This is a genomic window from Pseudomonas nitroreducens, assembly GCF_014204515.1.
Lineage (GTDB): Bacteria > Pseudomonadota > Gammaproteobacteria > Pseudomonadales > Pseudomonadaceae > Pseudomonas > Pseudomonas nitritireducens_A.
Map to the genome: position 1 here is coordinate 187,913 of NZ_JACHLI010000005.1, position 13,879 is coordinate 201,791.

Genomic DNA, 13,879 nt, shown 5'->3' on the forward strand with positions numbered 1-13,879 from the left:
CCTCAGGCGTCCTGCTTAAGGGAGTTGTACATCGACTCGAGGATCTGCTTGAGATCCGGCAGCCTGGGATTGGCCTGGAGCAGCTCGTGCAGCCGGTGATGGTCACCCACCAGGCGCCAGACCTCGTTCTTGCGCACGAACTTGTCTGACACTTCGATGGCCGGACGATAGCCACTGATCTCGGTCAGGCAGTCGAGTACGTCGTAACCGGTCCAGCCACGACCGGCGCACAGGTTCACCGTGAACGGGTCCTGGTGATTCCTGGACATCAGCTCTGCCAGCATCCAGGCGCAGCGATGGACGTCGACATAGTCACGAACCGAATTGATATTGCCCAGCTTCAGTTCAGGGGCCCGGTCGACGAAATGGCGGACGATCTTCGGAATCAGGAAGGATTCGGCCTGCCCCGAGCCAATGATGTTGAACGGGCGGACGATGTGGATCTTCAGGTCGTCGGAATACTGCCTGGCGAGCATTTCCATGACCATCTTGCTGTAGGAATAGTGATTGGACGGGTTGTACGCCAGGTCCTCGGAGAGGAATTCCACGTTCTGGTTGCCATAGACCCCCGCTGTGCTGGCCAGCAGCATGGTCGGACGCTTGATCTGGGCGGCCAGCACTGCTTCGAACAGGTTCTCCGAGCCCAGAACGTTGACGCCGTAGATCTGCTGACTGTCGCCATGCGTGACCAGGGCGATGGCAGCAAGATGGACGATCCAGTCGGGCGCGAACTCTTCAATGGTTCGCGTCAGCGAGTCCTTGTCGGAGAGTGAAATCGGAACAAGATCCTGGGTCCTGGTGCCCATCGAGGTGCCGAGCACGGTCGCACCACGCTCCTTCAGCTCATTGATCAGGTACTGGCCGATGAAGCCGCTGCCACCGGTAACGAGAACGCGGGAGCCTTTCATGCTTTGTCCTCCGATTTGCCTTGGGCTATCTGTTTGAAATAGCCAGTGAGGTTGATCGCGCATTCTTTCCAGGTGATGGTGTGCCATTCGTCCTGGATGCGTTGTTCACGCCGCTTCAGTTCGTCGGGGTTGCTGGAATAGAAGGCGATGCGATCCGCCCAGCGGACGACATCCCAGGGATGGATGAACTCGACCAGATCTCGTCCGGTTTCGCGCAGCGGCGGGACATCCGAGGTCAGGCAGAACTTGCCGTAACCCAGGCTTTCGGGAAGTGTCAGGCTCCAACCCTCGTAGAGGCTGGACAGCAGGGTGAACTGGCAGTGGCGATAGAGCACGTCCAGCTGCTGGTCGCTGGTACGCAGGATCAGCAGGCGTCCTTTCACCCGCTCGTCACGCATGATCACCTCGAACAGGTCCTGGGCTTTCCAGCCTGGGCCGCCAACGAAGACCATCTGGGGCAGATTCTCCACGCCATCCTCGAGCAGTTTGAGGTAGGCCTTGTAGAGGGTCTCGTGATTCTTGCGGATTTCCAGGGTGCCGACACTGAGGATGAAGGGACCGGTCACGCCCATCTCCTGCAGCAATTGCTGGTCCAGGGAGTAATCGGTGTGCGGCGCGATATCCGAACCGAACTTGATGGGCAGGCCATCGATGACGTCCCAGCCATGGTCCTTCTGCCATTTCTGCCCATCGATCATGGCGGTTTCACCGCCGTAGATGATCTTGTCGCTCGCCAGACCCGCCAGATAGAAGAACTTCTGATACCAGTCGAAGGCTTCCTTGGCATGAAGGTGCGGCGTATTCAGCGGCGTCAGATCGTAGATGATCTGAGCGAAGTGGAAGGGCGATTGACGCTTGGCCTTGATGATCTCGGACAGCGGCTTCGGATCCCAATTGATGCCGGCGGAGAACACCATGTCATCGCGGCCGAACGGAAGTTTCTGCGCAGCGCCATCCAGCAGCGCCTGGGCCTCGATACGGACATCTCCCTGACCGAGGGAAGCATCCTGGTTGCGCTTGTATTCTTCGTCCGTCAAGGCATGCGCCGGAATGTTGCCGCTGCGCTTTGCATAATTGATCGCCATATCCCGCAGCGCTCTGGGCAGGATGCTGACGAAATAGGCTGCCGCGGTTTTGAGTCGGCCGCGGCGGCTGAGCGCCGGAGATGCCAGATAGGCCAGGGCCGGAATATGCGGTTGAAGAACAGGGGCTGGGCCTGCGCTGCCACTGATGCTGCTGTAATTGGGAATTCGATGAGCCTCGCCCAGGGCTTCCTTTTCGCTCCAGAACTTCTGGAAGTTCGAATAGGCCTTGTTTACGTCTGAATCTTCGAACAGCCAGTGCAGACGCTCACGAGGGATCTCGAAGTATTGCCCTTCGTGGAAAGCAAAGAAGCGCACACCTGGCACCAGTTTTTCCAGGTGGTGCGCAAGAATCAGCTCCGATCGAATAATGCCCGTCACGCCCCCGCGCCACACCGCGTAGGAAAGCGTCAGATCGACCCACAGGCGATTGGTACTACGGCGGGACTGGGCGATGGTGGCGAAGCTTTGAATCGCCGCCAGGACATCGCTGCCGCATTTCTCCCAGGAAGTGCCTGTCCAGTTGTCGCGAATATTCAATTCTCTTTCGCGCAGGGCTTCCGGGTTGTTGCTGTAGAACTCGATGCGCTCCGCCCAGCCCATCACATCCAGCGGATGGATGTAGTCAGGGAATTCGCCGCCGATCTCTCGCAGCGGTTCGACATCGGATGCCAGGCACAGCTTGCCGTAGCTCAGCCCTTCGGGCATCGGCAAGCTCCAGCCTTCGTAGAAGCTTGGCAGCAGGGTAAACAGGCAGTTGCGGTAGAGTGCATCCAGCTCGGCGTCACTGGGCGACAGGATCAGCAGCTTGCCCGCTACGCGCGGGTCCCGCTTGATGGTGTCGATCAGGTCGCCCGTGCGCCAGCCGGGTTTGCCGGCAAACACCATGGTGGGCAGGTTTTCTGCGCCCCGCTCGATCAGCGACACATAGGCCTTGTAGAGCGTGTCATGGTTCTTGCGGACTTCGATGGTGCCGACGGTCAGAACGAACGAGCCCTTGATGCCAATGTTTTCGAGAAGTTGCTGGTCATCGCGCTCCCCCGCTTTCTTGGTGAGATCGGTGCCGCCATAAGGAATGGCGATGCTCGGTGGCGTCGGCCAGCCGAACTTCCTTTGGTAATACTCGCCATCGCGTTGCGGGCTGCGACCGCCATAGAGGATGAAGTCGCAATTCTCCGAAATCCATTGGAAATAGGTACGGAAGCTTTCTTCTTCCTGGGGGCGATATAGATGGTGGGTGGATTCCCCCAGCAGGATGGTGTCGTAGCACATGTAGGCCAACGCGACGCCCGGCTCTCTCTCTTTCACCTGCGTATAAAAATGCTCCTTGCCACTGTCCAGCCATCCCAGGCTGACGACCAGGTCACCGCTCTTGTATGGGTAGCTGAGCGGCTCGGCTGACGCTGCAGGCGCACTGGTGGCTCCCGGCGTCTGCTGTGGCACGCTGGGTAATATCTTGCGCAGCCAGGTATTGGTGCGGATAGCAGCAGCCAGCACCTTGCGCGGCAGCCAGCTCAGCGCCAGCCCCGCAGGTTGGTAGCGATAGGGCAGTGCACTTGCCGCCAATAGCAGCGCTCGCTCCAGGCGCAGGGAGCGGCTGGGTGTTTCTGCCTGAAGATCGGACAGGTAGTTGTCGACCTTGCTGCTCTGCTCCGCAGCTTCCAGCTTGGCCAACTGCCGGCCTTTCTGGTTGCGGGTTTCCAGATATCGCTCAGCGACATTCTGATCGCCATGCAGCCACAGCAGTTCTCGTTTATCGATTTCGACGAATCGTCCGCTGCTGAACATGCTGAAGCGCAATTCGGGGAACTGTCGGTTCAGGGCGGCGGCGACTTCCAGTTCTGCGCGCACTATCCCTACCACACCACCGGGCCACTGCATGGAAGTCGTAATATCAAGCCAGATGCTGTTCGTCTTCAAAGTACTTTCCTGATTCTGAATTTCTGATTCCACAATTACTTTTTTCAGCTATGTTTTTTATGCAATAGCCTGGAAGCAAACCTGAGTGGGGCCGTGACTTTCCATGATGTGCTGTTCAGCAGGCTGTGGTACTTGAAGAGAGTATCCTGCTGGGCCGCTGTTACGCTCTGAAGTTCAGCGCGGATGTCTGCCTGCTCGCGTTCATTGTTCGCTCGTGCTTCTTCACGCTCTTCTTGAGCTCGCGCCAGTTTCAATGTCAGTTCCCTCTCCGAGCTGCGAAGAAGCTCTTCGGCTTCTAGTGTGTCTTTCAACACCGCTCCCAGGCGAGCAACTTCCTGCTTCAACTGGTCCAGCTCGCCGAATTGAGTCGCGATATGAGCTTCCAGACGATCATTCTCAGTCTGCAGGGCCATGGCTTGTTGCCGGGCTTCTGCGGCCTGCCATTCCAGCGTGACGGCTTCGTGTGTCCGGAAGCCGTCGAAGACATTGGGTGGGGTCAGAAAAGCAGCGGCAAGCTCTTCATGCTCGGCAGCAAGATAAAAGCGGTTCAGTCCGTCGAAGTACACGCAGCGATAGCGGGCGGCCAGCAGTTTGTGCTCCCACTTCGAATGACTCTCGACCTGGGACAAGGGTAGCGTCGACTCGATCAGAACAATCCAGGGTCGGATAGTGTCGAGATCCAGTCCCTCGAGTACCAGTTCTTCGGCACCCTCTACGTCGATCTTGAGAAAGTGGATCGGATCGGCCCGGTGTCGCATGCAGATATCGGTCAGGCGTTCGGTCGCAACCGTCCGGGTCGTGTACGAGAACCCGTGCTCGCTTAGGTTTCTCTCGGCGGCTTCCTTGTCAAAGGTCGAAAGCCCGGTGTCGGCGAATTCATAAATCAGTAATTCACTGTTCTGGTCCGAGGCGCCAACCTGCAGATTGATATCGCGCGTCCGGACGGCCTCCAGTCTCTCGAACCATTGGGGAATGGGGTCGATATTGATGCCATGCCAACCGCGCTCATAGAAGAGCTTGGTCACCGACAGGTGATCAGGGTCGTTGGCTCCGACGTCGACATAGAATCCGGCGTCGACAGATTTCAGCGCTCTCCAGAGCATGATGTCTTCGAAGTTCTGCGCGTAAGAAACCAGGCTCAAATTCTTTCTACCTCGATGCGAGAGTCGATCCAACTGCTGCCGACGAACAGGTCCTTGGTGCTGTTGACCACGTTGAATACCAGGGCGAGGTCCCGCCATTCATAGTTGGCGGTGTAGTGCGTGTCCTTGTCGACCAGGGCCAGTTGGATGGAATAGCTGCCTACGCCCAGCACTGCATCGAAGTTTGCGCGGAACTCGTAGCGGCCCTGGACACAGGGATGCTCGATCACCTGTCTGGTATGCCAGGTGTTGGTGCCAAAGATGATCTGGCCGAGGCGGTCCCTGATGCCGTATCCGAGCACAAGCGACTCAATGGGTGAGTTGACCACGACCTGAACGACCAGTGAGACGGGTTCGCCGACCTCTATGAACTCGACGGGTTGTCCTTTGGCATTGCGCAATTCGACACTGTCGATTGTCGCTTCGCCGGTACCCGATGTCGTCTGCGTCTTGCCGTCGTCCCGCTCCACCGTGCGTATGGTGGAGTTTTCTTTCTCCGCAACCAGGGCGCTGTAGAAGTCCATGACTTCTTCGGGGGAACCATCCTTGAGGGCGATACCCTTGTCGATGAGGATCGCTCGACTGCACAGTGCCTGGATGGACGCGCGATCGTGGGAAACCAGTAGCAACGTTGTCCCCTGTTCCTGATACTCCTTGATCCTGGCAAAACTCTTGTGCTGGAAGTAGGAGTCACCAACGGACAATGCTTCGTCGATGATCAGGATGTCGGGGCGAAACGCAGTGGCTACGGCAAAGGCGACGCGCATCTGCATACCGCTGGAGTAGGTTCTGACCGGTTCGTCGAAATATTCGCCGACCTCGGCGAATGCCTCGATATTGGCCATCTCCGCCTCGATCTGGGATCTGGAGAAGCCCATCAGCCCAGCCGCGTGCAGGACGTTATTGCGCCCCGTCAGCTCCGGGTTGAAGCCCATGCCCAATTCGAGGATGGCGGCAATTCGCCCCGATACCTGGACGCTACCATCACTGGGCTGGAGTGTGCCGGTAATGATCTTGAGCAATGTGCTCTTGCCCGCGCCGTTCTGGCCGACTAGCCCGATAGCTTCTCCTGGCTGAATGTCGAACGATACTCCGTTGAGCACCCAGTGCTCTTCGCGGGCGCGTGTGCGGATATTGAACCAGCTCAATACTCGAAGCCATTCGCTCGCATAGGTGCGATAGGCCTTTTTGATGCCTTTGACTTTCAACAGGCTCATAGCGCATCAACCATTTCAGCGCTGGCGCGACGGAACATGAAGAGCCCCAGCAACAAAAGCATGAATGAGCACAGGGCGATATAGGTGAGCTGTGCGATATCGGGTGCACTGCCATAAACCAGAGCGTCGTGGTAGCCGCGGACAATGGGATACAGGGGATTGAAGCTGAGTGCCTGCTGGGCCCATGCCGGAATTATGTTTTCCGGATAAACAATGGGAGTGAACCAATATACGAGCTGAAGCAGGATCGGCGTGACCTGGCCAATATCGCGGATAAAGACATTCAATACTCCCAGAATCAATCCAATGCCAAGGGAAAGCATGAGGACCACGAAGGTCAACGGAATGATCCAGAGCGCATAGAGGGTGAGCTCGTGCCGAAGCGTCAGGAACACCACGATTGCCGCAAGCAGCAGAACGAGATAGTTCATGACGCTCGAGCCCACCACGATCGCCGGTAATGCGATGCGCGGGAAGCGCATCTTCTTCATCAGGTTCCCGTGCTCGATAAACAGATTGAGGCATCGAGAAATGATTTCAGAAAACAGGCTCCAGGCAAGCGTGCCGGCAATCAGGTAGATGGCATAGGAGTATTTGTTTTCAATACCGGGCAGCTTCGCTGACAGCACGTTGGAAAGAATCAGCGCATAGATGGCCACCTGAACCAGCGGATGGATAATCATCCAGAGGCCGCCCAGGCGACTGCGCGCGAACCGTGTGGCAAATTCGTTTCGAACGGATGAGATGATGAAGCTTCGGTAGTGCCAAAGGCTCCGGAGCATCCCGAACATGTGTACTCCTACTGCGTCTTCTGGGCGTGCGGCTGAATGCGCTGGACACTGGGCTGCTGCAGGATAGCCCGGAACCGAAAGGGCACGAGAGCCCTTCCGGCGGGAACCTGGCACCCAGCGGGTTGACTAGCGTTCGGCGCGACCGTAGTTGTCTGCGAACCGCACGATATCATCCTCGCCGAGATAGTCGCCGCTCTGAACCTCAATCAATACGAGGTCGATGACGCCGGGGTTTTCAAGCCGGTGCTTGTGTCCGGCCGGAATGAACGTCGACTCGTTGCTGTTGAGCATCCGAGTGCTTTCGCCGTTGACGACCTTGGCCATGCCGGTCACCACGATCCAGTGCTCGCTGCGGTGATGGTGCATTTGCAGCGAGAGGGATGCTCCGGGCTTGACCACGATGCGCTTGATCTTGAAGCGATGGCCTTCTTCCAGGGTGGTGTAGGTGCCCCATGGACGATGAACGGTACGGTGCAGCAAATGCGCGCAATGGCCGTTCTTCTTCAGCTGGGCAACGATCTGCTTGACGTCCTGGGTGTGCTCCTTGTGGGCGATCAGCAGGGCATCGGGGGTGTCCACCACGATCAGGTTCTGCACGCCCACCAGCGCGGCCAGGCGTTCCGGGCTGTGCACGTAGTTGTTGTGCGCGCCGTGCACCAGCACTTCGCCCTCGAAGCGGTTGCCCTCCGCATCTTCCGCGGTCAGCTCGCTCAGCGCGTTCCAGGAGCCGATGTCGCTCCAGCCCAGGTCACAGGGGACCGTGGCAACCTTCTTCGAGCGTTCCATCAGGGCATAGTCGATCGAGATGTCCGGCACCTTGCCGAACAGGTCGCTGTCCAGGGTCAGGCAGCGATGGGCCGGGCCCTCCGCCAGTCGGGAGCCCTCGATTGCCTGCGCGACGGCGTCATGAACGTCGGGTGCATGGGTGCGCATTTCGGCGATCAGCGTGCCGACATGGAAGCAGAACATCCCCGAATTCCAGAAATAGTTGCCGGCCGCGAGGTATTCCTCGGCCTTTTCCTGTGTCGGCTTTTCGACGAAGCGTTTGACCTGCAGGCCGCCTTCAAGGGCAAGGCTGTCGCACTCGATATAGCCGAAGCCGGTTTCCGGATATTGCGGCTGGATACCGAAGGTCACGAGCCAGCCCTGGGAGGCAAGGGCCGCGGCGCGCGCGACGGCGTCGGCGAACGCATCGTTGCGCTGGATCAGGTGGTCGGCGGGCAACACCAGCATCACCGCATCGGGGCCGTGGGTCTGCTCCAGCTGCAGCGCAGCGGAGATGACGGCTGCCGCGGTGTTGCGACCGAACGGCTCCAGCACGTAGCTGAGGCAGCCGGCGGTGGCCTTGAGCTTGCGGTACTCGTCTTCGGTCTTGAAGAACAACTCGCGATTGGTGACGGTCATGACTTCTGTCACGCCATCCAGAGCGACTGCGCGCAGCAGTGTCTTTTGCAAGAGATTCTGCCCATCCGGCAGAGTCATGAAAGGCTTCGGATGAGCCTCACGGGAAACCGGCCATAGCCGACTGCCTGCACCGCCACAGATGATCACTGGGATCAGCATTGATCGTGTCCTTTGAAAAATTTCGTCCTTTGCAGCGTCGCCGGAATCGCATTGCTTTCTGGCGGGGCGAGCGCTGCAGAAGATACACAAGGAACCTTGTCGCTCAAAGCACGGGCTGGGTGGAAACGCCTCGGCTGCAACTTAAGCGGGATTGGACAGGTTATCGGGTGATACGTTCCCTGAAAGCGTAGGGTAAAACCCGGCTCCACGTAAGATGTGGCTAATTGATATTGTTTAGCCTGTAGCGTTGGATTATTCGAGGGCAGAAACGAAAAAAGGCCCGCATGACTGCGGGCCTTTCGAAGATGGTGCCGGCACCAGGAGTCGAACCCGGGACCTACTGATTACAAGTCAGTTGCTCTACCAGCTGAGCTATACCGGCAAGGAGGGCGGCCATTATAGCCAGCCCGCCCCGGGTGTAAACCACTGATTTTTCAGTGTGATGCCGGTCTCGCTCAGTGACCGCCCGCCGTCGCGGCGCCGGGCTTGGCGCCGAAGGGCGGTTTGGCCAGGCAGATGACCACCAGCATGGCGAGGAACAGCCAGCCCAGCAGGGTGAAGTAGTCGATGGTGCTGATCATGTAGGCCTGGCTTTCCACCATGCGCTCCAGCAGCGCGGCGCTGTGCTGGCCGGGGCCGCCCAGCTGTTCGACGGTGGCGCGGGTGGCCGGGTCGTACTGGCTGAGGTTCTCGGTCAGGTAGGCGTGGTGCATGGTGGCGCGGCGGTTCCAGATCCAGGTGGTGAGGGACGCGGCGAAGCTGCCGGCCAGGGTCCGCAGGAAGGTTGCCAGGCCCGAGCCGTCGGCGATCTGGTCCGGCGGCAGGTCGGAGAGCAGGATGCTGAGGATCGGCATGAAGAAGAACGCCACGCCCAGGCCCATGAACAGCTGCACCAGGGCGATGTGCATATAGTCGACTTCGGTGGTGAAGTCGGCGCGCATGAAGCAGGTCGCCGCCATCGCCAGGAAGGCCAGGCCGGCCAGCAGGCGCAGGTCGAAGTTGTTCGCGTAGCGTCCGACGAGCGGTGACAGGAAGACCGGCAGGATGCCGATCGGCGCCGCTGCCAGGCCGGCCCAGGTCGCTGTGTAGCCCATCTGCGTCTGCAGCCACTGGGGCAGCAGCAGGTTCATGCCGAAGAAGCCGGCGTAGCCACCGACCAGCGCCAGGGTTCCCACCGTGAAGTTGCGGTGCACGAACAGTCGCAGATTGACGATCGGGTGCTTGTCGGTCAGCTCCCAGATCACGAAGACCGCCAGGGCGATCACTGCGATCACCGTGCCGCCGATGATGAAGCCGGATTCGAACCAGTCCAGGTCATTGCCCTTGTCGAGCACGATCTGCAGAGCGCCGACGCCGATCACCAGCATCGCCAGACCCATGTAATCCATCGGTGCGTGCTTGATCACCACCGGGCGGGCGCGCAGTTGCTGGTAGACCACCATGGCGGCGAACAGGCCGATGGGCACGTTGATGAAGAAGATCCACGGCCAGCTGTAGCTGTCGGTGATCCAGCCGCCGAGGATCGGCCCGGCGATCGGCGCGACCACCGTCACCATCGCCAGCAGTGCCAGTGCCATCCCCCTTTTCGCCGGCGGGTAGATGGAGATCAGTAGGGTCTGGGTGATCGGGTAGAGCGGTCCGGCGACGAACCCCTGGATGGCGCGGAAGCCCACCAGCATGCCCATCTGCTGGGCGACGCCGCAGAGGAACGAGGCGATCACGAAGAGCAGGGTGGCGGCGATGAACAGCCGCACCTCGCCGATCTTGCGGCTCAGCCAGCCGGTCAGCGGCAGGGCGATGGCATTGCTCACCGCGAACGAGGTGATGACCCAGGTGCCCTGCTCGGAGCTGACCCCGAGGTTGCCGGAGATGGTCGGCAGGGCGACGTTGGCGATGGTGGTGTCGAGCACCTGCATGAAGGTTGCCAGGGACAGGCCGATGGTGGCCATGACCAGGCTGGGCGGGCTGAAACTGCTGCTGTTGGGCTGGCTCATGACGGTGGTCGGATCAGCGCTGCGCGGTGCGGTGGCTGGCGTCGGCCAGGTTGGCCTGGATCAGCTTCTCGATCAGCTGGTCCGCCGAGGCCAGTTGCTCCTGGTACACGTCGGTGGAGAACACCGCCTCGTGCGGGGATTGCTGGGCGAGGGCGGGGCCGCTCTGGTCGTGCAGGCTGACGTTGACGTCCATGGACAGGCCGATGCGCAGCGGATTCTTCGTCAGTTCCTCGGCGTTGATGCGGATGCGTACCGGCACGCGCTGGACGATCTTGATCCAGTTGCCGGTGGCGTTCTGCGCCGGCAGCAGGGAGAAGGCGCTGCCAGTGCCGACGCCGAGGCTGTCGACGGTGCCGGAGTACTTCACTTCGCTGCCGTAGAGGTCGGAGCGGATTTCCACCGGCTGGCCGATGCGCATGTGCTTGAGCTGGGTTTCCTTGAAGTTGGCGTCGATCCACACCTGGTCCAGCGGGATCACCGCCATCAGCGCGGCGCCCGGCTGCACGCGCTGGCCGACCTGCACGGTGCGCTTGGCGACGTAGCCGGTGACCGGCGCGATGATCACCGCACGGGCGTCGTCCAGGTAGGCCTGGCGCAGCTTGGCGGCGGCGGCTTTGACGTCCGGGTGGGAGGCGATCACGGTGTCGTCGACCAGGGCGCGGTTGGTGTCCAGCTGCTGTTCGGAAGTGGTCAGCGAGCTGCGTGCGGTGTCCAGGGCGTCGCGGGCGTGGGCCAGTTCCTCCTGGGAGATGGCGCCGTCGCTAGCGAGGTTCTGCCGGCGCTTGAAATCCGCCTCGGCCTTGGTCAGGGCGACCTTCTTCGCGGCCACGTCGGCCTTGTAGCCATCGACGTTGCTGAACAGCCCGCGCACCTGGCGCACGGTGCGCGCGAGGTTGGCTTCGGCCTGCTGCAGGGCGATGTCGGCGTCGCTGGGATCGAACTTCACCAGTACCTGGCCCTTGTGCACCAGGTCGCCGTCGTCGGCGCCGATGCTGACCACGGTGCCGGTGATCTGCGGGGTGATCTGTACGACGTTGCCGTTCACGTAGGCGTCGTCGGTGCCCTCGTGCCAGCGGCCGTAGAGGATTTCCCAGGCGAGGCTGGCGAGGCCGGCGAGGATCACCACGGCGAGCAGGATCAGCAACCAGCGCTTGCGCTTGGGATTGCTGGTGGAGGTTTCTTGGGTGGCGGTGCTCATGTCGGGTGCCTCGTTCAGTGCGCGGCGGCCGCGTTCGCCTGGGCGAGCGGGGCGGCAGTGGAAGTGGTGTCGGGCTGGTAGCCACCGCCCAGGGCCTGGACCAGTTGCACCGAGAGGTCGATGCGCTGGGCGTCCAGGTTGGCCAGCTGGCGTTCGGCGATCAGCAACTGCTGCTGCACGCTGAGGGCGTCGAGGTAGTTGCCGACGCCTTCGCCGTAACGGCGCATGGCCAGGTCGAAGTTGGACTTGGCGATATCACGGGCATCGCGCTGGTCGTCGATCTGCTGCTGCAGTGAGCGCAGCTTGCCGAGGTCGTCGCTGACTTCGCCCAGGGCGTTGACCAGGGTCTTGTTGTACTGGGCAACGGCGAGGTCGTAGTCGGCGTCCTTGCCGGCGAGGTTGGCGCGCAGGCGGCCACCGTCAAAGATCGGCAGGGAAATCGCCGGGGCGATCTGGAAGAACCGGCTCGGCGCCTGCAGCACGTCGCTGGTGTGCAGGGCGGCGAGGCCGACCATCGCCCCCAGGTTCAGGTTGGGATAGAACTCGGTCTTCGCCGAGTCGATGCTTTTCGATGCCGCCTCGACCCGCCAGCGCGCGGCGACGATATCCGCGCGGCGGCCGAGCAGCTCGGCCGGCAGGTTCGACGGCAGGCTCAGCGCGCCGGGCTTGAGCACCTGCGGGCGCTGCAACTGCTGGCCGCGGTCCGGGCCCTGGCCGAGCAGGACGGCGAGGGCGATGCGGTCGCTGGCGATGTCCTGTTCCGCCGCCGCCAGTTGCTGCTTGGCGCTGGCCACCTGGGATTGCGTCTGCTGCAGCTGGACCTTGCTGTCCAGGCCGGCGTCCATGCGCTTCTGGCTGAGCTGGAAGAGATGCTGCGAGCGCTCCAGCTCGTCCTTGGCCAGGTCCCGGGCAACGAAGGCGTGGGCCAGTTCGCTGTAGGCGCGGGCGACGTTGGTCGAGAGGGTGATGGCGGCGGCCTGGCGATCGACTTCGGCGGCGTTGGCCTGGCCGAGGGCGGCTTCCCAGGCGTCGCGCTGGCCGCCCCAGAGATCGAGGTCGTAGCTGAAGCTCAGCGACAGGTACTTCACTGCCGAATAGTGGCCGCCGGTGGGCGCCGGCAGCACCGAGGTCGGAGCACGGATGCCGGCGTAGCTGGCGCTGCCCTTGACGGTCGGCAGGCGCTCGGCGTCCTGCGCCTGGGCCGCGGCGCTGGCCTGGCGGGCGCGGGCGCTGGCGATATCGAGGTCCGGGGTGCCGCGCAGGGCTTCGTCGATCAGGCCGTCAAGCTGGGTGTCACCCAGGCTGGTCCACCAGCGTTCGCTGGGCCAGGCGGCCGGCGACAGCGGTGTCCCATCGAGGCTGACGCCGGCCTTCAGGCTGGCGGGGTCGATGGCTTTGCCGCTACTGCTCAGCCCCGAGGAGCTGACGCAGCCGGCCAGCCCCAGCACGGCGGCGAACACAGCGGCCGGCAGCAGGGCGATTCGCAGGTGGTTCATGTTGATTTCTCCTGCGCCGCGCAATTGGCCGCGGCGCCGTGGGCGCGCAGGATCTTGTCGAGCAGCCCGGTGAGGGTGTGCAGTTCGTCGCGGGAAAGCCCGCCAACCAGTTCGTTCATGGCGGCAGAGGCGATGCGCGGAGCTTCGTCGTTCACCGCCTCACCCGCGGAGCTGAGGCTCAGGCGCACACTGCGGCGGTCGTTCTGGCAGGGCTCGCGGACCAGCAGGTCCTTGCGCGCGAGACGGTCGAGCATGCGGGTCATCGAGCCGCTGTCGATGGACAGCTCACGGCACAGTTCGGCCGGGGTGTTGGCGCGGCCCTGGCCAACGAAGAACAGCACCTTGAACTGGGCCGCGGTGATGTCCAGGTGGGAAAGGTGCTTGTCCATCAGGCGGTCCTTGAGGATCGCCGTGGCGCCCAGCAGTTGGCCGATGGAGCCCTTGAACGGAAAGTCCGTGGCGTCGTAGTGATTCATGTCAAAACAGAAAGCTGCTTAGGCAGTAAATTGTTTCGAAATGATACTGCCTAGGCAGCAATTGACAAGGCTGGATTGTCGCGATTACGCAA

10 protein-coding genes and 1 tRNA gene are annotated in these 13,879 nt (G+C 61.4%); all 11 read right to left on the reverse strand.

Going from position 1 to position 13,879, the window contains the following annotated elements:
• Positions 1 to 2 precede the first annotated feature (2 nt).
• On the reverse strand, positions 3 to 908 hold the full coding sequence (locus HNP46_RS09050) for an NAD-dependent epimerase/dehydratase family protein (protein ID WP_184587936.1): 906 nt from the start codon (positions 906 to 908) through the stop codon (positions 3 to 5).
• Positions 905 to 3,910 (reverse strand): glycosyltransferase, encoded by a 3,006-nt coding sequence (locus HNP46_RS09055; protein ID WP_184587938.1) that lies wholly within the window; start codon positions 3,908 to 3,910, stop codon positions 905 to 907. The genes HNP46_RS09050 and HNP46_RS09055 overlap by 4 nt, the downstream gene beginning before the upstream one ends.
• 44 nt (positions 3,911 to 3,954) lie before the next feature.
• A complete protein-coding gene (locus tag HNP46_RS09060) occupies positions 3,955 to 5,052 on the reverse strand; it encodes an FkbM family methyltransferase (RefSeq protein ID WP_184587940.1) in 1,098 nt (365 codons plus the stop codon).
• Positions 5,049 to 6,269: an ABC transporter ATP-binding protein gene (locus tag HNP46_RS09065; RefSeq protein WP_184587942.1), complete on the reverse strand. Its 1,221-nt coding sequence runs from the start codon at positions 6,267 to 6,269 to the stop codon at positions 5,049 to 5,051. Before HNP46_RS09065 ends, HNP46_RS09060 begins: the two co-directional genes overlap by 4 nt.
• The gene (locus HNP46_RS09070; RefSeq protein WP_184587944.1) at positions 6,266 to 7,060 is read right to left on the reverse strand and encodes an ABC transporter permease; all 795 of its coding nucleotides are present in this window, start codon (positions 7,058 to 7,060) and stop codon (positions 6,266 to 6,268) included. Before HNP46_RS09070 ends, HNP46_RS09065 begins: the two co-directional genes overlap by 4 nt.
• A 126-nt stretch (positions 7,061 to 7,186) precedes the next feature.
• Entirely contained in the window at positions 7,187 to 8,623 is a 1,437-nt protein-coding gene (locus HNP46_RS09075) for a mannose-1-phosphate guanylyltransferase/mannose-6-phosphate isomerase (RefSeq protein ID WP_184587946.1), read from the reverse strand.
• Between the two features lie 306 nt (positions 8,624 to 8,929).
• A tRNA-Thr gene (locus tag HNP46_RS09080) sits at positions 8,930 to 9,005 on the reverse strand.
• A gap of 73 nt (positions 9,006 to 9,078) precedes the next feature.
• Complete coding sequence (locus HNP46_RS09085) at positions 9,079 to 10,617, reverse strand: DHA2 family efflux MFS transporter permease subunit (protein WP_184587948.1); 1,539 nt, start codon at positions 10,615 to 10,617, stop codon at positions 9,079 to 9,081.
• A gap of 13 nt (positions 10,618 to 10,630) precedes the next feature.
• Entirely contained in the window at positions 10,631 to 11,815 is a 1,185-nt protein-coding gene (locus HNP46_RS09090) for an efflux RND transporter periplasmic adaptor subunit (RefSeq protein ID WP_184587950.1), read from the reverse strand.
• A 14-nt stretch (positions 11,816 to 11,829) separates the two neighbouring features.
• Positions 11,830 to 13,311, reverse strand: coding sequence for an efflux transporter outer membrane subunit (locus tag HNP46_RS09095; protein ID WP_184587952.1), 1,482 nt, complete (start codon positions 13,309 to 13,311; stop codon positions 11,830 to 11,832).
• Positions 13,308 to 13,787, reverse strand: a complete 480-nt coding sequence (locus tag HNP46_RS09100; RefSeq protein ID WP_184587954.1) for a MarR family winged helix-turn-helix transcriptional regulator — start codon at positions 13,785 to 13,787, stop codon at positions 13,308 to 13,310. Before HNP46_RS09100 ends, HNP46_RS09095 begins: the two co-directional genes overlap by 4 nt.
• Between the last annotated feature and the right edge of the window lie 92 nt (positions 13,788 to 13,879).